The sequence below is a fragment of the Ruegeria sp. BG9 genome, assembly GCF_056538305.1.
The window spans coordinates 74,081-94,513 of record NZ_JBQFSY010000005.1 but is presented as its reverse complement, the minus strand read 5'-3'; the positions used below and the strand labels follow the sequence as shown (position 1 = coordinate 94,513).

The window sequence follows — 20,433 nt, the reverse complement described above, 5'->3', positions numbered from 1 at the left end:
GCCCAGCAAGAGTAACCGAATGGTTTGAGGACGCGAAGCAATGGGCAAACCTGCCGAAACAAATATTTGCACTCCGCAAGCAGATTTAGGCCCAAAGCTGACGCTTGAGGTGTTTGAACTATGATAAACCATATCCGTTGAATGCGGGCATTCATTGTGCTTGGAGAATAGGCCCATGATACTTGCGGCTGCCATTTTTCCTCAATCAGAAAATTGGCAGGTCCAGGGTCAGAACCATTTTGAAACCAATACTCAGAGGCCGGTAGACGGTACAAAGCTGTGCAGCTCGAAAGTTCGCTGTCCGTCCGCGCTGAACTTCTGGACCGAGTCCCCTAAACGCAGCACTGTCATACAGCGATAGCGCCCATTGTCGGCAACCATGGAAACGCAAACCTTATCTGTATCGGTGATGGCAAATGCGCCAGCACCGCTCCAGCCACCGTTCGTAAGCTCTCCGCTCACGACATTGTTCGGGTCATAGAAAAAGCGAAATCTCTTCTCTCCGGATGTGGCTGTGACAGTGTTTCCGATCAATAGCTCTGCGATCTGATCGGCGTTGAGGCGTTCGGCGCCGCTATTCAATGCCGCCTCAAGATCCGTTTCAGCGAATGCAGTGCTGCCCGCCAGAGCGAACGCGGCCGTCATGCAAAATGTTTTTAGTTGTGCCATATCATTTCTCCTAGTTGCTTTAGGGGATGCTACGGAGCGCGAACCCCCGAAAAACGCTACGCCCGGAGAACGCGCCGTGCTTGATCGGAAGCTGATTTTTTCTGACATTCATCTGACAATCCGCAAACTTCGTTGAGCCAAGGACATGGCGGAGTGTAGGTTTCAGTATGTACCGTTTCTTGGAGTTCCAACTTGATCCGACACAGGGATTGAACCGCAGTGGCGAACCGGTTGCTTTGGAACCTCAGGCCCTGCAATTGCTGGAATTTCTTGTCAGGAACCGAGACAGGATTGTTGGCAAGCAAGAGATCATTGATGAGATTTGGGGCGGCGCAGCGATCACGGATGCCGCGTTGAACACACGCATTCGATCCGTGCGCAAAGCCTTGGGCGATACTGCGGCAAGCTCAGACTACATCAAGACCTTTCCAAAGCGTGGGTTCCAATTTGTGGCCCCGGTTACATCGGATGAGCCGCCTGAGCGCATTACTCAAGCTCCCAAACGCGGCGTTCTTGTTGCGGGCGTTCTGTTGGCTTTGGCAATCGCTTTGCTGTCGCTCTCCATATTTGCCGACCGGGAGCGATTGCCGGACACCGGGAAACCCTCTTTGGCCGTTGTGCAGTTTGACAATATCGGGGACGAAAGAACGGGACAGTATTTCGTCGATGGTCTCACCGACGACCTGATCGCGCATCTGTCGCGGAACCGGGAACTCTTCGTTGTGTCCAGCGCGACGATGTTCTCTTACGCGAAGGATCAGGCAACCCCGATCGAAATCGCACGCGACCTGGGGGTTGGCTATGTTGTCCGCGGCAGCGTCCGCCGCGCCGATGGTCAGATGCGCATCAGCGGAGAACTCATTGATGTCGACAGCGCCGAAACCATCTGGGCCGAGGTTTTTGATCGTCAAGTAACGGATGTCTTTGACGTTCAGGACGAGATCAGTCGAGCCATCGCGGGTCAGTTGTTGCCTGAGATATATCAGTCCGGCGAAGAACGATCGCAGGAAAAACCGACCGAGGACATGGGTGCATGGGACCTGTATTTACGCGGTCGGGCGCGGCAGGCCGTGTTTTCGCAAGTGGCCCAGCAGGACGCGGTGACGTTTGCGCAGTCCGCCATCGCAGCCGATCCGGAATTCGCGGCAGCACACAGCCTGTTGGCCCGCGCGCTGGGAACGATATTCTTCTTTCAATGGTCAGATAACCCTCAAGACACGTTGATTGCCGCGACTGAGGCGGCGAAACGGGCAATTGAACTGGACGATCAGGACGCGCAGGCACATGCGGCTCTTGGTTATATTTACCGATTTACCGGAGAGGCCGATCCAGCCATCGCAAATCTCGAACGCGCTGTCGCGCTCAATCCCAATGACGCGCGTATCCGGCTGGAATTGGCGCACACTTATGACTGGTTCCGTATGCAGGACCTTGCCCTGCCCGAGATAGAGATGGCAATCCGGCTAAGTCCACGCGATCCGATGTTGCAAAACATGTACTTCTACCAGGGTCATATCCTGTTTCACCTGGAACGCTACGAAGAAGCGCTGGACGCAGCCCGGCAGTTAGGCGCGGTGGCAACAAGTAATACTTGGCGACTGTTTCATCACCTGTTGAGCGCGGCCACTCTTGCCGAGATTGGCAGGCAAGACGATGCCCAAGAGGCTGTCAACGATGCGCTTGAGATTAACCCCAAACTGTCAATCTCAGCGATGCGCAGGCAATTCGCAGGATCGAAGAACCATCCAGAAAACCGGCGGATCTGGTTGGCAAGTTTGCAAAAGGCGGGCGTGCCCGAATAAGAATTCAGCGCAACCCTTAGCCTTACCGCGCAGTGTCGTTCAGCCTGCACTCTCCTGAAGCGGGGCAAACTGTCCCTCGGGCATGTCCACAGCTCTGTAGGCTTCAACGAACGGCAGGATGTGCACATCCGGGCGCGCAAAGCGCCGGTACATCCAGACGATGTCAGCAATTTTTATCCCCGGACGGATTTTGTTCAGCCTGTCCCGTGCGGCAATGGCGACGTCGCGCGGACCCAGTTCAGCCAGAATTGCGACTTCGATTGAGACCGACCACCAAATGTCCGGCTGTGCCCCCTTGCGATAGGTGCTCAGCGCTGTTTCATAATCTCCATTCAGGAAATGATACTCGGCCAGTGACTGATACCAGTTCGGGTCTGCAGCATTGGGGTCAAGCGCGATTGCATTCTCAACAAGAGCAGCGCCCAAATCCAGACGCCCAGACCATATGAATTCATAACCAATTTGCCCTTGCAGATACCGATCTGTCCCCAATGCCAGCGCCGTTTCAGCAGACGAGAAGAAACCGTCAAGATCGCGCTGAATCTGAAGCACAAGCGACAGAAGGAAGTGAGAGCGCGCAGAATACGGGTTCAGCGACACCGCGTTCCGAGCCGCCTCTTCCGCGCGTTGGATTTTCTCATCCTGTGTCCCTGGATACAGCCCGGTAAATAGCTTCACATCGGTCAGCAGTGCCTCGGCCAATTGCGCCCACCCGCGCCAATACTCGGGTTCGTCTTCGACGACCCGCAGGATACAGCCGCGGACGCGCTCTTGCATATCTCGCCGGTTCAGAAAACCAACGCGCAGCAGCGAACATTCATACGACGAGAGGTGTTCCGGAGGTTTCGCACGCGCATGACCAGCGTGAATGCGCTTGATCGCCCCACCCGCGTCACCCACAGCCGAGGCTACTTTTTCGGTAATGCTAAGTTGAACGTCTAGAATATTTGAAGTCGTGAGGCTTTCGTCATATGCGTCCGACCAGACCTGGAGCCCCGAGCTTGTGTCTATCAGTCGCGCCGTCAAGCGCAGCCGATCTGCAACCTGGCGGACAGAACCTTCCAGCACATAGTCAGCGCCGAACTTCTGCCGGATACTGCGCGGGTCACTTTCGTCCGGCCCAACGGAATGGGTGGATTGACGGGACAGTACGTTGAGGTCCTGGTAACTCCCTAGCTCAACGATGATGTCTTCGCCAATGCCAACAGCCAATAAATCACGGGCGTCCGTATTGCTTAGGTTTTGAAATGGAAGAACCGCAACGGTCGGACCTGTTGGTTCTGCCAGCAGAGCAGCTTCATCAAAGGTCATGGCATCGAGCGGCTCGTGATCAAAGCCGATCCACCACGTGAACAAGCCTATAACGCCCAGACCAACCAGCGTGGATGCGCTGGTCATCACTGGAAGCTTGTTTGATCGCCGTTTGGATGCGGGCGCTCTGCCGGACATGACGCGGAAAACCCGAACCGGTTCAGCGATGTTTTTCAGGTTTTTCAGGCCGAGATCCTCAAATTCGGCATCTACCTTGCCCATTGCCTGACGTGCGACACTCTCAGACACCGCGACGCCACCCGGGTCAGCCAGACCTTCAATGCGGGAGGCAATATTCACCCCGTCACCATAGAGGTCACCATCAGCGATCATGACATCACCGAGGTTTACACCGATCCGAAGCCGCAACTGCGATCCGTTGGCCAGGGTCGGAGTAGCCTCAGCCATTGCCCGCTGGATCTCGACGCCACAGGTTACGGCATCGACAACCGAAGCAAATGCGACAAGGGCACCATCCCCCATCACCTTGACGAGGCGCCCGTGATGTCTTGCGATTGCGGGATCAAAAATCTCTGAACGCAGAGCTTTGAGAGCGGACAATACCCCTGCCTCGTCGCTGCCCATCAACGACGAATACCCAACGACATCGGCAGCCATGATCGCGGCGAGTCGGCGCTGCATGGAACCCTCCTGCTCGCAGTCTAACGGATGTCACGAAATCTCGACAGTGCATGCTCTTCTGGCAATCCAACTAATTTGGCTGCAATGGCACAGGCTAAATTTAAGCTTTGCCTTGACGTCTCCTACTCTCTGCACCCGCAACCAAATTCAACTTTCCGACCCCTCGATTTCGTTCCATATGCTCCCAGCATTGCTGACGAGGGCATTGCGCATAGCCCTCCCCACTCTTATTCAGGCGTATTGATCAGCGGCCACTGCACCCCAAACAGAGGCCGGATCGCCTGAGCTTTGTTCTAAGAACTTGATGCCCGTTCGAAGATCTCCAGCAAGCTTCTACTGGGCGGCATCCCGTCCAGCGCCAGGAGATTGACCGATTTCAACCGCGGATCAAGCGCTGCCTTGGCCTTCAGTGCGAACTCTTTCCGAGCGAAATCCCAGTGCTCCGACAAGAAGGCATCAATCGCGCCAGTGTGTACATCGACCGACCTCATGACATCGTCATGGTAGGGTTGAACCTGCACGGCGGTGTCTGGTGCCAAAAGCGTTAAGACAGCGCCCAGCGCACCTTTGACGTCTCAGGCCAACAGGTTCTTTTCATGCGCCGATCCGGCAAGCGCTTTGTGACGTATGACATAGGCGTAGGCATTGATTTTCAGCCTTTGGCCGTCTTCAAACGCGATAGCGTAACCTTCGACGCCGTCTAATGCCCGTGCATCCGTCCAGAACCGGTGCATGTCATAGGCTCTGTCGAACTGCTCGCCAATCGAAACGCTATGCCGTGTGGCAACCGCCATCAACTCCATTTGCGGCATGTACGCCCCGGTCCGCATATGCCAGATCGCCGGCAAGGTCAGCAGCGGAACGTCGTAGGTCAGATCCGATCAGAGAGACAGGCTTTCGAGCGGCCGACTCCTCTACCCGTCAAAAGCACGTAATTTCAGCAGGGCCGCGACTGATCCAGCGAATGTGATGGTTAAATCGACTAAAAAACGTAGTCACCGACTAGCCCCACAGCGAAGATAATTTTCTGTCGAAGCTGCGAACAAACTGCGTCCTTTGGATTGGTCACATTATATCTTTCGCAAATAGGCCCAAGAGACATATCCCTTGAGCTGACGCACGCGATCTAGCGACACACGACACCAACGGGTGCTTCCGGTTTGCTCACAACTGTGAACCCGCACGGCGGTTCCATTTGGAAGGCCAACGATTACTATATAGCCCGTCCCCGGCCCAGCCCTCATCTTCAACATGTCACCCTCTTCGACACCATATACCTCGTATCGCCCCAGAGAGGCCGCCGTAGCAGAGTCAGTTGTCACAAGTATCCCGAGAACAAATGCCACCAGGGTGATGAAGATTGTGCTGCGCATTGGTTTTTCCTGCCTGTTTCCTCAGACCCTATCTTAGCGAGCCCGATCGACAAGCGGAACAACTCCCAGCAACAGCTCTAGCAAGTTAAACAAGATTCAGAGTTTGTTAAGGCTAGTTGACAGATCATGTTGCCAAAAGGTTTGGTCGGCCTGCCGGTGCTCCTCTGGCACCCAGTCTTCGGCTTCACTCTTCCAGAACCTATTTGGGTTGTATTCGTCCGTTCTGTCCGCCCTCAGCGATTTTCGGACAAATGGCTCTTTGATCGAAGAGAGGATTTGGTTCAACTGGTCGGACTTATCTTGCACCGGACTTGTGGTGAAGAAGGCGTCTGATTTCGATTGCCTTCTGTTTGATCCTTTCTCGTTGATTTAGAATGGTTTTCCCGGGTGCCAAGCAAACATCCTATGGCACAAGGTTTTGTAAGCCTTTGGCCATGCCAATGCGCGGGCGTCAGTATTGTTAAGCAAGATCTAGATACCCGTCCGATTTGCGATTTCTGACGGTACTCGCGCCTCGGTCGAGAGGTGAATGTAAGACAAACGGATGATCGGCTCTGACTAACTTTGGCCGAGCCATTTTCACAGGCGCTTCGCCATCATTCGCCGCATGAGCAAATCTGAGGGCAGCTCGGTTTCAGATTGCGCAAACAAAGTTGCCTTCGGCTCGACCCCTGCCATTGAAAGAGTCGGCTGCACACCTCAGCTATCCAAAAAGTCGGATACAAGGCGTTGAAAAAGTTCGGATTTCTCCGCATGGAGAGCGTGTGCGCAGGCCGGTACGACAGCAAGCGATGTATTTGGGATCGCCTCCCAGAGCATATTGGTTTGGCTCCATGGATATGTCCGATCTTTGTCGCCCCAAAGGACGAGGGTCTCTTGCTGGATTTGGGGGAGGTTCTGTTCTCCTGACCAAACTTGCATCGCGTCTAAGCCCGCCTCCAGAGCCGGCAGCGTGGTTTGAGCGGCAATCGCGGCGCAGTGCTCATATCCGGGTGCAGCTTCGCGATCCAGAAACCAAGTTGCTGCGATCCGGCGTGCTGTGGCAGCCGCGCCGTCTTCCGCAGCGCGCTTTTTACTCAGTTCAATGGTCTCGAACCGCCCTGGTAAAACACCGATGGCACCAGTTGCGTAAAGCACCAGGCGTTTAATCCTTTCAGGGTCGCGCAAGGTAATTTCCTGAGCGATCATGCCGCCCATGGAGTGACCCAGCAGATGATACTCCTCCACTCCAAGGCCGCGGAGGTGCCAGACGACCCATTCCGCATATCCGCCGATGCTGTCGATTGGCGGCAGATGGGCATTTGCTCCGAACCCGGGCAGGTCGACGGCAATCACATCAGCATGCTGCTGCAGGGTATCGCGACATCCATCCCATTGTGCGCTGCCCCCCATGAAACCATGAACAAGGACAAGGGGGGTCACTTTCGCTGACCTTGAACGATCCGGTCAAGGATCATCGCGCAGAAGAGAATGGCAAAGCCTGCGAGGATACCCTGGCCCACGTTGGCGTATTGCAGCGCCTCGAGAACGTCTTCACCCAGCCCTTTCGCGCCAATAAGCGAGGCCACCACGACCATGGCCAGCGACAGCATGATTGTCTGGTTGATGCCTGCGCGAATGGAGGGGCTGGCGAGCGGAAGATCGACCTTGGTGAGAAGGTACCACTTATTGGCGCCAAAACTGATCGCGGCTTCACGTACGCTTTCAGGCACACCACGCAGGCCCAAAACGGTAAGGCGTACCACGGGTGTCCCACCGAAGATCATAGTGACAATGACTGCCGCTGGTTTACCAACCCCGAAAAAGGCAATCACAGGCACCATGAAGACAAAAGCAGGCATGGTCTGCATGAAATCCATGATCGGTTGGATGACCGCGTAGAAGCGCGGTCGACGCGCAGAGAACATGCCCAAAGGAATGCCAATCACGATGGAAAGCAGCGCCGCAGTGCCGAGAAGCGCTAACGTCGTCATAGCTTTTTCCCAAAAGCCGAGAAGGCCCATATAGGCCAGAAAGGCACCTGACCAAATAGCCATACGCAAGCCAGCCGTGAGCCAGGTCAACAGAACGATCAGCGCGGCCACCACGATCCAAGGAGTCTGAACCAACGCCACCTCCATGGCATCCAGCAACCAGCGAATAGCTGCGGTGAGACCGTCAAAGAACGCCACACTGTTGGCGACGCACCAGGCGATAAATGCCTCTACGCTGTCAATACTGGCCAGGCGAATTGAGTTATCTGTCGGAAATTCGCTAAGAAATGAAAAACGGCCCGGGAAGCTGTAGTGGATCATTGCGGTCGCGACTAACAGGATCATGAAACCCGCGCTGAAGACAATCTGACTGACCGGCATGCCAGAGCGAATGGTGCGGTCCGATAGCCAGTCAGAAAACCGTGCCTCCAGCGCCCAGTTGGCGGCCACAGCCTGTATGAGCTTGGCCACAAGCAAGATGGCAACACCGGTGAGCGCAATCGACGGCCCTTGCGCGGCGAGCAACTCTGCCTCGGCGCGGAAGCCCTCAATATTGGCCTCCAACCCTTCGATCTGGCGCTGGATGGCTGCGGCTCGATCCGAGCCGCTCTCTTGGGCGGCCGCAAGCTGCTGGTAGCGCAAATCGAGCGTACCTTCGATCGAGGTCACACGGGCCAGCGCGTCTGCTCCCAGATCTCCGAATAAGCCCCGCGCGATCTGCACAAAGCCGATCGCCTCGACTACAAGAAAGGCCAATGCCCAGGACCAAAGTCCGCGTGCACCGAACCAGATCGGACCAAAGAGCCCGGCCATCACATTGAAGGTTGCCGTAAAGCGCGCGGACGCCCCGATCTTGTCGAAGTTGCGGATGTAGTAATCGGGGCTTGTGCGCACAAAGGTTCGGATATTCTCGCGGCGTTCCTCGGCATAGGCCTGCGCGGCTTCGCTTTCTGTGTCTTCAAGGGGGTTCACACCAAGATCTTCGCTCATGACATTTCCGTCCCTTCAATCACGGTGCGCAATAAATCTGCGCGAGTGATGACACCTTTGTCCTCGCCGCCTTCGGAAACCAGAACCGGCCGTTCGTCGTCGATGGCTCGCGTAATCAAAGCTGAAAGCGTCTCATTGTGGTCCACCCGATCAATGTCAGCAGGCAGTGGGCCGTGCGTAGCGAGATAGCTGTCCAAGGGCTGCATCGCCGCATGAGCATGCACCACCTTCAAGCGCGATATCCCGGCTACGAAATCAGCGACGTAGTCATCAGCGGGATGCATGACAATGTCCTCAGCCGAGCCGATCTGCACCATCTTGCCGTCACGCATGATCGCGATCCGGTCTCCAATGCGAACGGCCTCATCAAGGTCGTGGGTGATGAAGATCGTGGTCTTCTTAAGGATTTTGGACAGCCGGATGAACTCATCCTGCAACTGCCGCCGGATCAGGGGATCAAGTGCGGAGAATGGCTCATCCATCAATAGAACATCAGGATTGGCCGCGAGCGCACGGGCAAGCCCCACACGCTGCTGCATACCACCAGAGAGTTCGTGAGCGAATTTCGACCCCCACGCCCCCAGTTCGACAATGTCGAGAATGGCGGCCGCCTGCCGCATACGCTCGTTTTTGGCGACCTGGCGGATTTCCAGCGGCATTGCCACGTTGTCGAGGACCGAACGGTGGGGCATCAGAGCAAAATTCTGGAACACCATGCCGATTTTCCGGTTGCGGAAAGCCTGAAGCTCCTTTGTGCCGAGCGCCATGACGTCCGTGCCCTCGATCTCGATCTTGCCCGCCGTCGGTTCGAGCAGGCGATTGAAATGGCGCACGAGTGTGGATTTGCCGCTCCCTGATAGGCCCATGATACAAAAGATCTCACCGCGATTGACGTTGAGGCTGACATCGGCCACGCCCACCACCGCGTTGAATTCAGCAAGGACTTCAGCCTTGGTCAGCCCCCGCGCACGAATGGCTTCCAGAGCGGCCTCTGGTTTTACCCCGAAGATTTTCCAGATATTGGAAATTTCGATTACAGTCTCGTCGCTCATCCGCCCACCCGTGCGTGCCTTTAAGTGGGGCGGCACCGCTAGGTGCTGCCCGTTGTCTATTGGTCTGGCTCAGAGACCCAGCATCGCATCTACGCGCTCGGAATTGGCGTTAACCCACTCGGCCGCAACTTCCTCAGCATCGCGCCCATTGGCACTGATCTCGAAGGCCAGCGAGCTCACGTCATCGGCGGTTAGGGAGAAGTTCGCGAAGAATTCCGCAATCGCCGGTGAGCGATCCCCAAGCGAGTTGGACCAGGCGATCTGAACTTCCTTCAGAGCGTCCTTACTGGCCACCATGGACTTGTTGTACCAGTCAGGGTCGTCGGAGGGCTGCACCATCACGTATTTTTCAGGGTCATAAGTCGGTTCGGTCAGCATCACCACGTCAAACATGTACCAGACGGCATGCGGCTCATAGCAGTAAAAGGCATATCCTTCTTTTTTGGCGATACTGTCCTTGATGCGCGCTGTCTTCACAGCTTCCTCGGCACGGATTGGATCAATAAAGTCCAACAGGCCATAATCGCGGACTTTCACCTCGTTCACATTGGCCGAAGCCCAGCCGGGTGCGCCGATCCACATCTCACCCTTGCCATTGCCATCGCTGTCCATCGCGGCCGCCACATCAGGGCGTCCAAGGTCCGCGATGTCGGTGATATTCATCTCTGCTGCAAAGTCTTTGGAGACGCAGAAACCCTGATTGCCCTGATAGGGGTTCGATGACAACGTTACGGTGCCAGCCCCATCAACATATTGCTTGGTGAATGCTTCCTGATTAGGCAGCCATACATCAGGGTGCACATCGATATCACCCTTACCCTGATCCATCGCTTGAAAAATCGTGGCGTTGTTACCGGGCACATACTCCACCGTGCCGCCAATGCGGGTGGTCACGATCTCACCCAAGACATGGGCAATAGCCTGTGCGCCTGTCCAAGTGGGAACGCCGATCTTAACCTCTTCAGCGGCGAGTGGCGCGCCGAGAGCTGAAACCAAAGCCGCGCTGATCAAGTATTTTTTTAGTTTCATTTGATATCTCCTTGTTGGTTTGTTGTAGATTTCAGGCCACGTAGCCAGGAAGTTCAAAGGTTTCGGGATAGCCAAACAGTGCTGCGCTTCCGCCGGTGTGCAGAAAGACGACATTGTCCATCCCATCGAAATAGCCTTTGCGGGTTTGGTCGATGAGACCATCCAACCCTTTGCCCGAATAGACCGGGTCGAACAAAAGCCCTTCGGTACGGGCCAACAGCTTGAGCGCGTCAATCATCCCTTTGGTGGGAAGACCATATCCTGCACCGACGTAGTCGCAGTTTGCGCGCACATTTTCTCGCGCAATGGGCGTGTCCGTCTCCATATAGTCGACAGTACGCACGGCCAGATCATGTACCATGCCTTCCTGTTTGTCTTGTGGGGCCCGCACGCCGATGCCCAAAAGGTGAATGTCACTTTCAAGTGCTGCAAGACCGGCGACCAATCCGGCTTGTGTGCCCGAGCTGCCGGTCGCATGGACCAGCGCGTCGATTTTTAAGCCGGCATGGGCGGCCTGTTCGCATAACTCGCGCGCGCAATTCACGTAGCCCAAAGCCCCGATCGGGTTCGATCCACCGCCGGGAATGATGTAAGGGGTTTTGCCTTCTGTCTTCATCTGCGCGGCGCAGGCTTCCATCTCGGCATTCATGTCCGCACCACCGGGACGCTTGGCGACGCTGGCGCCATGCAAACGATCCAACAGGACATTTCCATTCAGAATATAGTTCGGATCATTGGAACCCGTACGATCCTCAAGCAGGATATGGCACGCAAGGCCAAGTTTTGCGGCCGCCGCCGCTGTTTGGCGCGCGTGATTAGATTGCGTCGCCCCCTGCGTGATGATGGTATCTGCACCTTTCTGGACTGCGTCAGCCATCAGAAATTCTAGCTTACGGGTCTTGTTCCCACCCGACGAGAGGCCGGTGCAATCATCCCGTTTGACCCATAAACGCGGGCCACCCAAAACCTCGCTCAGGCGATCCATCGGCTCCAAAGGCGTAGGAAGATGACCAAGCGATACCCGGGGAAATTTCGCCAGCGTCAGCGATAGCTCCTTGCACAAGCTCAAAACCATCTCCGGCGCGACCATCGCGTCACCGCCGGTCATCTGAATTGTCTCAGCCACCACACTCTCCCTGCTTTTGCCTACAGCCAAACAGTTTCAAAAGAAAAAGAATAAAAACAGTGCATATTTCGCAGGCTGCCCATACATTTTCTTTGGGTGCGTTGGAGGTGCGGATGAATATGCTGTGGTTTGACGATGTTCTGGCCCTTCTGGAGGAGCGGAACATGACACGGGCCGCGGCCCGCAGAAACATCACGCAACCCGCGTTCTCAAGGCGTATTCGCAGTTTTGAGGAGTGGCTGGGGATTGAAGTTCTCGATCGCAAATCGAACCGGGTCGAGATCAGTCCCGCACTGGCCTCGAACGAAGCCGAAATCCGCTCTTTGATCGCAAGGCTAAATGACCTGCGCACAAAAATTGCGCAACATGGTCCCACCGTTTCGATTGTTACAATCGCCGCAACACATGCGTCGGTGGTCTCCACCTTCCCTGATATGGCATTGCGTGCACGTGCCGCGTTCAAGGGGCTTCGGTTTCGTCTCAGAACTGCCAATCTGAACGATTGTGTCACTCTGTTCCTGCGTGGCGATACCAACATGCTGCTATGCTACGAGGCGCAAACCGTCGCCCCAATGCCGTTCGGAGCAGGCATTCGTCGCGGCACTTGGGGTCACGACTACCTCATTCCAGTCATCGGTGGCGGATTGCGCTATGCAGTGCGCGGAAACGGTGACGTGCCTTTGGATACGCCGGCCATCGTCTATCCCGAAAACAGCTACTTCGGCGAAGCGTTGAACAAGAGCAAACTCCCTTTCGGAACCGCCGATTTTAGCAAAAACCCCGTTTGCCAGACGGCTTTTTCAAGTGGAGCAAAGGAAATGATCCTGAACGGTCTCGGTGTTGGTTGGCTGCCGTTCAGCATGGTGCACAAGGAAATTGAAAGCGGCGAGTTGATATCCCTACGCAACCAATTGGGTCAGGAAAAGCTCGACGTGGTGGTCTACGCCCACCACCAGACCGAGATAGCGAAAACGTTGCTTGATTTCTGGACAAACAAGCCGTCTTCAAAGTCTAGAGTGGACAAAATGCCCGCTCTGGCCAGAGGTCAAGACAATCCGTTGGAACCGAATTTTGAGTGACGGAACCCTTCGAAATGAAGCCGTAACCCTTTGGCGTCTTGGCAGCAAACGGACCAGTCTTGGATGTGGACGGCCCTACTCCCTGGCAGCGCACAGAAGACCGTCTTCCTCAATTGTGCGGCGGATTGCGACTCGCTTGCATTTCCTGAACGCGATCGGGCCAAGTTGACCTGATATAAGCCAGAATATCCCAAATCTCAGTGTTGGTGAGTTCATCACTAAATCCCGGCATGCCGCTTTCAAAGCCAGTGACCCCGCGCACGGCTAACGCTGCTTCGCCACCAAGTCGTGTGTACTCAAAGAGAAGCTGGTTATCATGGTGCCAAGTGTGCCCTGTCTCGTCATGCGGTGGTGCAGGCAGAACACCATTGTCATCAGGAGTCTGCCAATTTGGCTGTCCTTCCAGATTGATGCCATGGCAGGACGCGCAGTGTTCGCCGTAAAGAACACGCCCATTAGTCAAATCTCGGTCTTCCATTTCGTGGCTGGCAATTGCTTCGCTCGCAACGCCACATAGAGCCAGTACCAGCAAGCGTTTCATACGACTTCCACCCATGTTTTCATGCCAGCCGCCTGATGCCCTAGCATGTGACAGTGCAACAGCCATTTACCGGGATTGTCGAACACGCAAACGATTTCGCGGGTCTCACCAGGATTGATCAGCGCCGTATCCCGGAAAGCGCCTAAGCTGCTGCCCGCCCCGACTTCAAAGAAATGATGCCCGTGCAGATGGATGCCATGCGGGAAACGGGTGTCGTTCACCAGACTTATGCGCGCCGTTTGGCCACGTTCAAACTTGTGGAGCGGCGTATCCGATAGGCCAGATTGTCCGTTGAATGCCCAAATGTCAGTTTGCGTGCTTGCGGGACGGCTCATCGCCCCGCCTTGCATGGTGAGCGACAGGTCCAACGCATTGTCCAGATCCGGCTGCTTCCGCTCGTTTGGTGGCAACGTGGGAATCGCGGACGGTTGCCGCGTGGTGTTTACCCCTTCGACCGGAATTTCACCCAACAGGTAAGGATCGTCGCGCGTTGGGAAAACAAAGGCGATGTGATCAGCTGATGTTACGTCAGCAATGATATCTAAGCGTTGAGCCGGTGAGAGAATAAGGTTTGAAACCTCTTGCGGGTCCGGCAGTGGCATGCCGTCGAACGCAACGATTTTGCCGTCGATGCCTTCAAGCTCAATTGGAAATATCCGGTCTGTTGCGACATTGATCAACCGCAAGCGCACGCGATCACCGAGCCGGACCGGCGTACTCGGTTCGACAAGCGCGCGGGCATAGTTCCCCAACCGCCCTTGATGCGCCTGGTCGTGCCTGTTCTCAAAGCCGTCGACAAGCGCTCCGTCTTCGGTGATGCGCCAGTCGTCAATCATAACAATAAGATCGTGATCCACATCGGGTGGGGTTAGCTCCTCAACGATCAGCGGCCCGTAGAGACCTCTGGCGACCTGTTCCCAGGATCGGTTGTGGGAGTGATACCAGAACGTGCCAGCATCGGGTGCTCGAAAGCTGTATTCGAACTCAGCACCCTTCTCGACAACGTCTTGGGTCATCCCCGGCACGCCATCCATCGAATTGTCGATGCGCAGCCCGTGCCAATGGACGGCAGAACCTTCACCAATCTGATTCAGGAACCGAATATCAAATGTATCACCCTGACGGGCGCGAAGCACCGGACCGGGCGTACTGCCATTAAAGCCAAGCATCGGAGTTGCCGGATCACCTTCGGGCAGAATTTGCGCATTGACCGGCTGTGCGACCAGTTCAAAGGGCGCTGATGCAAGAGCGATGCGCGGTGCCAGTGCCGCCGCGCATGTTGTGAACAGGAAGTCTCGCCTTTTCATAGAATGCCTCAATTCGGTAGGGTCAGAACGCTGGTGAGCGTCGCGGTGGCGACAAGCACCATCAGTATGACCGTAGTTTCGATTTCAATCGAGCGCGCTAGATGACGCGCCGCCTTATCGTCCCCTGCTTGCATGGCTGGAACGAAGCGGAGTTTGTTTACGGCCGCCAACGTCAGGACCACTCCTACAAATGCAATTTTGATCAGAAGGGTTTGACCGTACCCGGTAGTCGTCAGCGCCCTCACATCGCCCAACAACATCCAAGCCATTATTAGCCCTGCCAAAAACATAGCAGGGACAACAATCGAAGCCGCCTGGCCAAATCGATGGCCCAACTTGGCTGCGTCGCTCAGATATTCTTGCCGTAGCGAAAGGGTGCGCAACGGTCCGAGGATGCCGATCCAAAACGCGACCCCTAAAAGGTGCAAGAGCAAGAGCAAGCGAACACCTATTGGTTCCAATTCAGGAATATGCCCAACCTGAGCAAAGGACCACAAAGCAAGCAATCCACCCGCGAGGGCGATCCATTGCCCAACAAAGGGAATAAACACTCCGGCGAGGATTAGTATGGCTCCAGTGATCCGATAGACGAGAACGTCGCCAACCGATGTCTGCCACAACAGACCGAGCATTTCAGGATCGATCATCCCATCGGCCCCACCCGTCAGGGCAGCGCCAAGCAGCATGAACCCTAGGACAGAGGCAACAAGCGCAAGCGCCGCCAACAGCACAACCTGCAGACGCACCCTATCGCTGAGAGGCGACAAAAGGTCGGTGAAAGCAATCTGAGTGATCAAAAGCCCAGTCGAACCGCCAATACCGACATAGAGTATCAGTTTGGACAGTATTGCGCCTATTCCCCAGATATCGGGCATACTCAGTCCACTGTAAATGTGAATTCACCCTGCATGGCATGCCCGTCCACACCCAAGCCCCGCCATTCAATTCGATAGATGCCTTCACCCATACCTTGAAGCGGGAGCGCGAACGCGCGGCCAAAACTTGTCTGGTCTCCCAAGTCGAGCGTGACGGCATGCGCATCCTGATGGATCATGTTAACCTTTGTCAGGCGAATATCATCCGTGAAATTAAAGCTGATCTCAGAGGGCACCTCAGTAACTGTCGCGCCGTCTTCGGGTGTGGTGGTGTCCACTTTCGAATGGGCAAAAGCGCTTGTGGCAAGCGTGGAAATCAATGCAAATATGGGGAGCATTTTCATTGGTAGGTTCCTCAGTTTATTCGATTGGCACACTGTATTCTGCGGATGTTGTCGATGACCAGAGTCACTTCAGCAAGGGTCAGGCCTTCACCAGAGGCGTGTCGCTAAGCCGTTGCTCGCGGCCTAAATCAAACACTTCAAGTGAAAACAAATGCTGCGAGTACGCCCAAATTTGCGAGCACGACCTGCACTCGAAAATTTTGAATACGCGTAAGTTCACCAATCGGAGAACAGGTGGCAGCGTTTCTGTTCTCGCCTTATTCTAAAAAACCCTCTTTCCGACCCCCCCAACTTAGCGTCTTACTACGCTTTCTTGTTACGCGCGACTTGATGTAAAGCCGAAAAGGGCAATGCACCGATCTGGGCGCATGCAAAGTTATTGTTGAGATCAAGCGGACGGCCCAAATCAAAGCGCTCATGAAAAACCGTTTTCAGCCAGTATTTTATCTCATATTTGACGCTTCAGCTCCCATTCCACTTAGCTTTATTGTTTGAAATTCCAATCGTGCTCTTGATTTTCAGGGCTTTATGCCTGATATTTCTGTCATGACAGAAACTATCGACATAACGAAATCAAATGCTGCAAGCCAGTTCATCCTGTATTGGGGCGACATGGGGAACCAGTGGGGTGTCAATCGTTCCGTGGCACAAATACACGCGCTTTTATACCTCAGCTCCCGACCCCTCAATGCGGAACAGATTGCTGAGTCTTTGGGCATTGCCCGATCCAATGTGTCCAATTCACTAAAGGAATTGGTGAGCTGGCGGCTCATCCGTCGCGTACCTGTACCGGGTGATCGGCGCGAACATTACGAGGCCGAGGTAGATGTTTGGGAGATGGGGCTCCGTATCGCTCAGGGACGCAAAGAGCGCGAGATTGATCCCGCAACGCAGGCTCTGCGCGCATGCGTTGCCCAAGCTGAAACCGAAAGCGGGTTGGACCCAATCACGCTGCAGCGGATGCATGATATGCAAGAGTTCCTAACAACGGCCGACACATGGTTCCGCGACATGCTGACAGTGCCCCGTCCGAAGCTGATGATGTTGATGAAAATGGGAACCAAGGTTGTTTCCCTGCTCAGCCTTACCGGAGGCAAAAAGAGCCGCTAAAAAATTTTAACCCTCAATTTCTCTTATGTCGGAAACAACAGAATGCTCGAAATGCAGGAAACCTCGACCGCGCTTGGAACAGAACCAATTCAACCGCAATTCAATAAAGCCTGCGACCAGGACGACCGGTTCAAAAACCTACTGGGGGCTACGGCATGGGCCCGTTTACCCAAAGCAATCCGACGCAGATTCAGCAAACGGCTGCTGGGTGATGCCAGCCTTGCCTATCAGGGGCGCGCAGCCCACATGCAGATGAACTTCATTGGACGCGCTTTCGCCATTGTCCTGCGAGTTATCGGTGCACCGTTGCCTTTCGATCGCACCTCGGTCGGTCGCTCCGCCGTGGTGACAGTTACAGAAGATGCGGCAACGGACGGTCAATTTTGGGTTCGGCAATATGGCCGGGCCAAAGGGTTTCCGCAAATGGTTGGCAGTTCCAAACGCTTTGCCGGACCAACCGGGTTGGAGGAATATATCGGCTTTGGGATCGGCATCTCGCTCAGACTCAAAAGCACACAGACCGGCCTCTACTTCGTCAGTGACCGGTATTTTCTGAAACTGGGACAAAGACGGCTGTCTTTTCCGCGATGGGTATGCCCAGGGCGTCTGGTAGTCGGCCACGAAGAGCTTAGTGGTGGATATTTCCGATTCACCCTGGAACTGACACATCCGTTGTTTGGCGCGTTGATCTGGCAGGACGCCACCTTCCGCGATGCGGAAATAATTCGGAGCATCAGGTCATGAAGGTCGTGATCATAGGGGGGTACGGCGTCTTCGGATCTCTAACTGCCCGCTTGCTAGCGCGGGACGGACACAAGCTCTGGTTGGTTGGACGGCATCCCGAAAAGGGCCGCGCTCTGGCTCAGGACCTGAATGCGCAGACCTTAAAACTAGATGTCAGCGCAGCACCCGAGGCGCTGTTTGATCAGAAACCGGACGTTGTTATTGATGCCGCAGGACCGTTCCAGCACTATCGCGGCGACCCTTATGCGATCCCAAGGCTTTGCATCGCCAATCGCTGCCACTACCTTGACCTGTCGGATAGTGCGACCTTCACACAAGGCATTGCAACCTTGAACACCGATGCCAAGAAGGCCGGTGTTTTCGCGTTGTCGGGCGCGTCCAGCGTGCCCGGCCTGTCCTCGTGTATCGTCGCAAACCTGATCAAAGGTCTGGAAGACGTTGACACGATCGACATTGCAATCCTACCCGGCAACCGGGCACCGCGTGGCATGTCCGTTATCAAGAGCATCGTGAGTGGCGTCGGGCGTCCATATCAACAATGGCGTGATGGTGCCTGGCGGACGACCATCGGATGGACGGATCGCAAACTGTATGAACTGGAGCCGGGTTTGATCCGCGCTGGATACAGCGTCAACGTTCCCGACATCGCGCTTCTTCCAGACCTGACTGGCGCTCGGACCGTAACCTTCCGCGCTGGCCTTGAACTGCCGGTGATGAACGGGGCTCTCCGTCTGCTGGCGCAGCTGAGGCAACACGCGAGGCTCGAATTACCAGAATGGGCCTATTTTTCACTCTACATGCTTTCGCAAGCGCTCTATCCCTTTGGGAGCGACCGTGGAGGCATGGAGGTGAGTGTTTCTGGCAAATGCAACGGACGAGGCGTAACTCGCAAGTGGCGGCTGATCGCCGAAGTGGGTCACGGTCCGTTTGTGCCCGGGATCATGTGCCGCACGATCCTAAGAGAGTTGCCAAACATCAAGACCGGTGCGCGTCCGTGCCTGAACGAGGTTCGGCGGCCCGTGGTTGAACACGCGATGGAAGATTTGCAGCTTCGCACCGAGGTGTTCGAACACCTAGATCCGAGAGACACTGAAGAGACGGTCGGAACCATAAGTCGTACCCTTAGAAATCAGATGTGCCAAAGTACCGCCCAACGATAACCCCGCGCCGAACGGCTGAGAGTGCCAAGAATGTATTTTCCGCGGGTTGCGAGATGAGTTGCAGCTGGAGCTCGAAGTCTGAACAGCCACGACAGAGTTCGGCTTAATATTTGTTTTTAAATGGTTTTGAGATTGGCCTGTTGTCGTATTTCCAAGAGTTTTGGATCATAACACAACCAGTTGCTCGAGTTTCTTGAGGTTCGGGTCTAAGAAATGGATGATTTCGGCCGCTCCAGACTTTGCGAAAAAACCCGTTTTCCAGGTCCACGGGTCATTCAAAGATTGTCGCGGCTCAGTCGTATCGCAACTCAATCGCCTTCCCCCGAAAGATCGTGTAGGCCATCACCGTGTATCCGGCGATCACTGGCAGAACAAAGACTGTCCCTATCAGAATGATAAACAGGCTTTCCGGAGCGCTTGCGGCTTCGTAAATCGTCAGTTGCTCGGGCACCACATAGGGGTAGAAGCTGTATGCCATCCCGAAGAATGCCAGTGTGAACAAGACGATAGATGCCGCGAAGGGAAACCAGGCCCAACTGTCGTTTCGGGTGGGCAGGTGACGCAAGGCATACCGCAGCAAAGCGATCAAAATGCCCGACATGAGGGGCAGAGGCAGCAGCAGGAAGAACTCGGGGAAGGTGAACCATTTGTCAAAAATGCGCGAGCTGACCCAAGGGGTCGCCAGTGACACCGAACTGATGCCGATGATCAGCCCCCAGATGCCACCTTTGGCCCAGTCAACGGCTTTTTGCTGCAGCACCCCGTCGGTTTTGAGAATGACCCAGCAGGCCCCGATGAACGAATAGCCGACGGCCAGAAACACGGCAGTGATGGCGGCGAAAATCCAGGTGCCGAACGTGCTGTCCAGCCCCATGATGTATTTGCCCAGCATGAAGCCCTGCGCCAACGCCGTCATCACCGAACCGGCAAAGAACGCCATGTTCCAGCTGCGTTTGTGATGCGCCGGGGCTTTGACCCGGAATTCGAACGCGACACCGCGCAGGATCAGGCCAATCAGCATGATCGCCACCGGCAAATACAGCGAGGTCAGGATAACCCCATGTGCGGTTGGGAAGGCCACCAGAAGGATGCCGATGGCAAGCACCAACCACGTCTCGTTCGCGTCCCAGAACGGCCCGATCGAGGCAACCATTCGGTCCTTTTCGGCCTCATCGGCAAAAGGGAACAGGATCCCAACGCCCAGATCAAAGCCGTCCAGAACCACGTAGACAAGGATTGAGAGCCCCATAAGCGCCGCAAAGGTCAGGGGCAGCCACTGTGTCGGATCACCAAAATAGGTCATGGT

The 20,433-nt window shown here is 55.3% G+C and carries 20 protein-coding genes; 5 read left to right on the top strand and 15 right to left on the bottom strand.

Features of this window, described 5'->3' with window-relative positions; all coding sequences use genetic code 11:
• Positions 1–252 precede the first annotated feature (252 nt).
• Positions 253–669: a hypothetical protein gene (locus tag ACR0I8_RS10020; RefSeq protein ID WP_170377030.1), complete on the bottom strand. Its 417-nt coding sequence runs from the start codon at positions 667–669 to the stop codon at positions 253–255.
• A 167-nt stretch (positions 670–836) separates the two neighbouring features.
• On the opposite strand from ACR0I8_RS10020, the gene ACR0I8_RS10015 reads away from it, so the two are divergent.
• The gene (locus tag ACR0I8_RS10015; protein ID WP_170690244.1) at positions 837–2,471 is read left to right on the top strand and encodes a winged helix-turn-helix domain-containing protein; all 1,635 of its coding nucleotides are present in this window, start codon (positions 837–839) and stop codon (positions 2,469–2,471) included.
• Between the two features lie 39 nt (positions 2,472–2,510).
• On the opposite strand, the gene ACR0I8_RS10010 is transcribed toward ACR0I8_RS10015, so the two are convergent.
• From ACR0I8_RS10010 to cuyA, 9 genes are all read right to left on the bottom strand, one after another.
• Positions 2,511–4,424, bottom strand: coding sequence for an adenylate/guanylate cyclase domain-containing protein (locus ACR0I8_RS10010; protein WP_170690242.1), 1,914 nt, complete (start codon positions 4,422–4,424; stop codon positions 2,511–2,513).
• A 293-nt stretch (positions 4,425–4,717) separates the two neighbouring features.
• Positions 4,718–4,915, bottom strand: coding sequence for a hypothetical protein (locus tag ACR0I8_RS10005; RefSeq protein ID WP_170690240.1), 198 nt, complete (start codon positions 4,913–4,915; stop codon positions 4,718–4,720).
• An 84-nt stretch (positions 4,916–4,999) separates the two neighbouring features.
• Positions 5,000–5,254, bottom strand: coding sequence for a hypothetical protein (locus ACR0I8_RS10000; protein ID WP_480703106.1), 255 nt, complete (start codon positions 5,252–5,254; stop codon positions 5,000–5,002).
• Positions 5,255–5,494: 240 nt separating this feature from the next.
• Complete coding sequence (locus ACR0I8_RS09995) at positions 5,495–5,797, bottom strand: SH3 domain-containing protein (RefSeq protein ID WP_170690236.1); 303 nt, start codon at positions 5,795–5,797, stop codon at positions 5,495–5,497.
• A gap of 699 nt (positions 5,798–6,496) precedes the next feature.
• Positions 6,497–7,219 (bottom strand): alpha/beta fold hydrolase, encoded by a 723-nt coding sequence (locus ACR0I8_RS09990; RefSeq protein WP_170690234.1) that lies wholly within the window; start codon positions 7,217–7,219, stop codon positions 6,497–6,499.
• Positions 7,216–8,760, bottom strand: a complete 1,545-nt coding sequence (locus ACR0I8_RS09985; RefSeq protein WP_170377015.1) for an ABC transporter permease subunit — start codon at positions 8,758–8,760, stop codon at positions 7,216–7,218. Before ACR0I8_RS09985 ends, ACR0I8_RS09990 begins: the two co-directional genes overlap by 4 nt.
• Positions 8,757–9,812, bottom strand: coding sequence for a betaine/proline/choline family ABC transporter ATP-binding protein (locus ACR0I8_RS09980; protein WP_170690232.1), 1,056 nt, complete (start codon positions 9,810–9,812; stop codon positions 8,757–8,759). The genes ACR0I8_RS09985 and ACR0I8_RS09980 overlap by 4 nt, the downstream gene beginning before the upstream one ends.
• Positions 9,813–9,881: 69 nt before the next feature.
• Complete coding sequence (locus ACR0I8_RS09975; RefSeq protein WP_170377011.1) at positions 9,882–10,841, bottom strand: ABC transporter substrate-binding protein; 960 nt, start codon at positions 10,839–10,841, stop codon at positions 9,882–9,884.
• Positions 10,842–10,872: 31 nt separating this feature from the next.
• A complete protein-coding gene (gene cuyA / locus ACR0I8_RS09970; RefSeq protein ID WP_480525153.1) occupies positions 10,873–11,886 on the bottom strand; it encodes a D-cysteate sulfo-lyase in 1,014 nt (337 codons plus the stop codon).
• Positions 11,887–12,080: 194 nt separating this feature from the next.
• Here cuyA and ACR0I8_RS09965 point away from each other — a divergent pair, with 194 nt between their 5' ends.
• Positions 12,081–13,046, top strand: a complete 966-nt coding sequence (locus ACR0I8_RS09965; protein WP_170690231.1) for a LysR family transcriptional regulator — start codon at positions 12,081–12,083, stop codon at positions 13,044–13,046.
• A gap of 109 nt (positions 13,047–13,155) precedes the next feature.
• Here the strand turns inward: ACR0I8_RS09965 and ACR0I8_RS09960 are convergent, their stop codons facing one another.
• The 4 genes from ACR0I8_RS09960 to ACR0I8_RS09945 are packed head-to-tail and all read right to left on the bottom strand — an operon-like array spanning position 13,156 to position 16,113.
• Complete coding sequence (locus tag ACR0I8_RS09960) at positions 13,156–13,587, bottom strand: cytochrome c (RefSeq protein WP_170377010.1); 432 nt, start codon at positions 13,585–13,587, stop codon at positions 13,156–13,158.
• Positions 13,584–14,894 carry a multicopper oxidase family protein gene (locus ACR0I8_RS09955; RefSeq protein ID WP_170690229.1) on the bottom strand — a complete coding sequence of 437 codons (1,311 nt, stop codon included), beginning with the start codon at positions 14,892–14,894 and terminating at the stop codon, positions 13,584–13,586. Before ACR0I8_RS09955 ends, ACR0I8_RS09960 begins: the two co-directional genes overlap by 4 nt.
• Positions 14,895–14,902: 8 nt before the next feature.
• Complete coding sequence (locus tag ACR0I8_RS09950) at positions 14,903–15,769, bottom strand: CopD family protein (RefSeq protein ID WP_170690227.1); 867 nt, start codon at positions 15,767–15,769, stop codon at positions 14,903–14,905.
• A 2-nt stretch (positions 15,770–15,771) separates the two neighbouring features.
• Positions 15,772–16,113, bottom strand: a complete 342-nt coding sequence (locus tag ACR0I8_RS09945; protein ID WP_170690225.1) for a copper resistance CopC family protein — start codon at positions 16,111–16,113, stop codon at positions 15,772–15,774.
• Positions 16,114–16,641: 528 nt separating this feature from the next.
• Between ACR0I8_RS09945 and ACR0I8_RS09940 the strand changes: the two genes are divergently transcribed.
• The 3 genes from ACR0I8_RS09940 to ACR0I8_RS09930 are packed head-to-tail and all read left to right on the top strand — an operon-like array spanning position 16,642 to position 19,127.
• A complete protein-coding gene (locus ACR0I8_RS09940; RefSeq protein WP_480703103.1) occupies positions 16,642–17,223 on the top strand; it encodes a GbsR/MarR family transcriptional regulator in 582 nt (193 codons plus the stop codon).
• A gap of 42 nt (positions 17,224–17,265) precedes the next feature.
• The gene (locus ACR0I8_RS09935; RefSeq protein ID WP_480703101.1) at positions 17,266–17,967 is read left to right on the top strand and encodes a DUF4166 domain-containing protein; all 702 of its coding nucleotides are present in this window, start codon (positions 17,266–17,268) and stop codon (positions 17,965–17,967) included.
• A complete protein-coding gene (locus tag ACR0I8_RS09930; RefSeq protein ID WP_170690222.1) occupies positions 17,964–19,127 on the top strand; it encodes a saccharopine dehydrogenase NADP-binding domain-containing protein in 1,164 nt (387 codons plus the stop codon). Before ACR0I8_RS09935 ends, ACR0I8_RS09930 begins: the two co-directional genes overlap by 4 nt.
• Positions 19,128–19,419: 292 nt before the next feature.
• On the opposite strand, the gene ACR0I8_RS09925 is transcribed toward ACR0I8_RS09930, so the two are convergent.
• Entirely contained in the window at positions 19,420–20,430 is a 1,011-nt protein-coding gene (locus tag ACR0I8_RS09925; protein ID WP_170690220.1) for a cytochrome d ubiquinol oxidase subunit II, read from the bottom strand.
• Between the last annotated feature and the right edge of the window lie 3 nt (positions 20,431–20,433).

Excerpts from the sequence above, each read along its gene's own strand:
- ACR0I8_RS10020 (WP_170377030.1), bottom strand. The coding sequence starts at position 669 with ATGGCACAACTAAAAACATTTTGCATGACGGCCGCGTTCGCTCTGGCG.
- ACR0I8_RS10015 (WP_170690244.1), top strand. The coding sequence starts at position 837 with ATGTACCGTTTCTTGGAGTTCCAACTTGATCCGACACAGGGATTGAAC.
- ACR0I8_RS10010 (WP_170690242.1), bottom strand. The coding sequence starts at position 4,424 with ATGCAGCGCCGACTCGCCGCGATCATGGCTGCCGATGTCGTTGGGTAT.
- ACR0I8_RS10005 (WP_170690240.1), bottom strand. The coding sequence starts at position 4,915 with ATGAGGTCGGTCGATGTACACACTGGCGCGATTGATGCCTTCTTGTCG.
- ACR0I8_RS10000 (WP_480703106.1), bottom strand. The coding sequence starts at position 5,254 with ATGCGGACCGGGGCGTACATGCCGCAAATGGAGTTGATGGCGGTTGCC.
- ACR0I8_RS09995 (WP_170690236.1), bottom strand. The coding sequence starts at position 5,797 with ATGCGCAGCACAATCTTCATCACCCTGGTGGCATTTGTTCTCGGGATA.
- ACR0I8_RS09985 (WP_170377015.1), bottom strand. The coding sequence starts at position 8,760 with ATGAGCGAAGATCTTGGTGTGAACCCCCTTGAAGACACAGAAAGCGAA.
- ACR0I8_RS09980 (WP_170690232.1), bottom strand. The coding sequence starts at position 9,812 with ATGAGCGACGAGACTGTAATCGAAATTTCCAATATCTGGAAAATCTTC.
- ACR0I8_RS09975 (WP_170377011.1), bottom strand. The coding sequence starts at position 10,841 with ATGAAACTAAAAAAATACTTGATCAGCGCGGCTTTGGTTTCAGCTCTC.
- ACR0I8_RS09965 (WP_170690231.1), top strand. The coding sequence starts at position 12,081 with ATGAATATGCTGTGGTTTGACGATGTTCTGGCCCTTCTGGAGGAGCGG.
- ACR0I8_RS09960 (WP_170377010.1), bottom strand. The coding sequence starts at position 13,587 with ATGAAACGCTTGCTGGTACTGGCTCTATGTGGCGTTGCGAGCGAAGCA.
- ACR0I8_RS09955 (WP_170690229.1), bottom strand. The coding sequence starts at position 14,894 with ATGAAAAGGCGAGACTTCCTGTTCACAACATGCGCGGCGGCACTGGCA.
- ACR0I8_RS09950 (WP_170690227.1), bottom strand. The coding sequence starts at position 15,769 with ATGCCCGATATCTGGGGAATAGGCGCAATACTGTCCAAACTGATACTC.
- ACR0I8_RS09945 (WP_170690225.1), bottom strand. The coding sequence starts at position 16,113 with ATGAAAATGCTCCCCATATTTGCATTGATTTCCACGCTTGCCACAAGC.
- ACR0I8_RS09940 (WP_480703103.1), top strand. The coding sequence starts at position 16,642 with ATGCCTGATATTTCTGTCATGACAGAAACTATCGACATAACGAAATCA.
- ACR0I8_RS09935 (WP_480703101.1), top strand. The coding sequence starts at position 17,266 with ATGCTCGAAATGCAGGAAACCTCGACCGCGCTTGGAACAGAACCAATT.
- ACR0I8_RS09930 (WP_170690222.1), top strand. The coding sequence starts at position 17,964 with ATGAAGGTCGTGATCATAGGGGGGTACGGCGTCTTCGGATCTCTAACT.
- ACR0I8_RS09925 (WP_170690220.1), bottom strand. The coding sequence starts at position 20,430 with ATGACCTATTTTGGTGATCCGACACAGTGGCTGCCCCTGACCTTTGCG.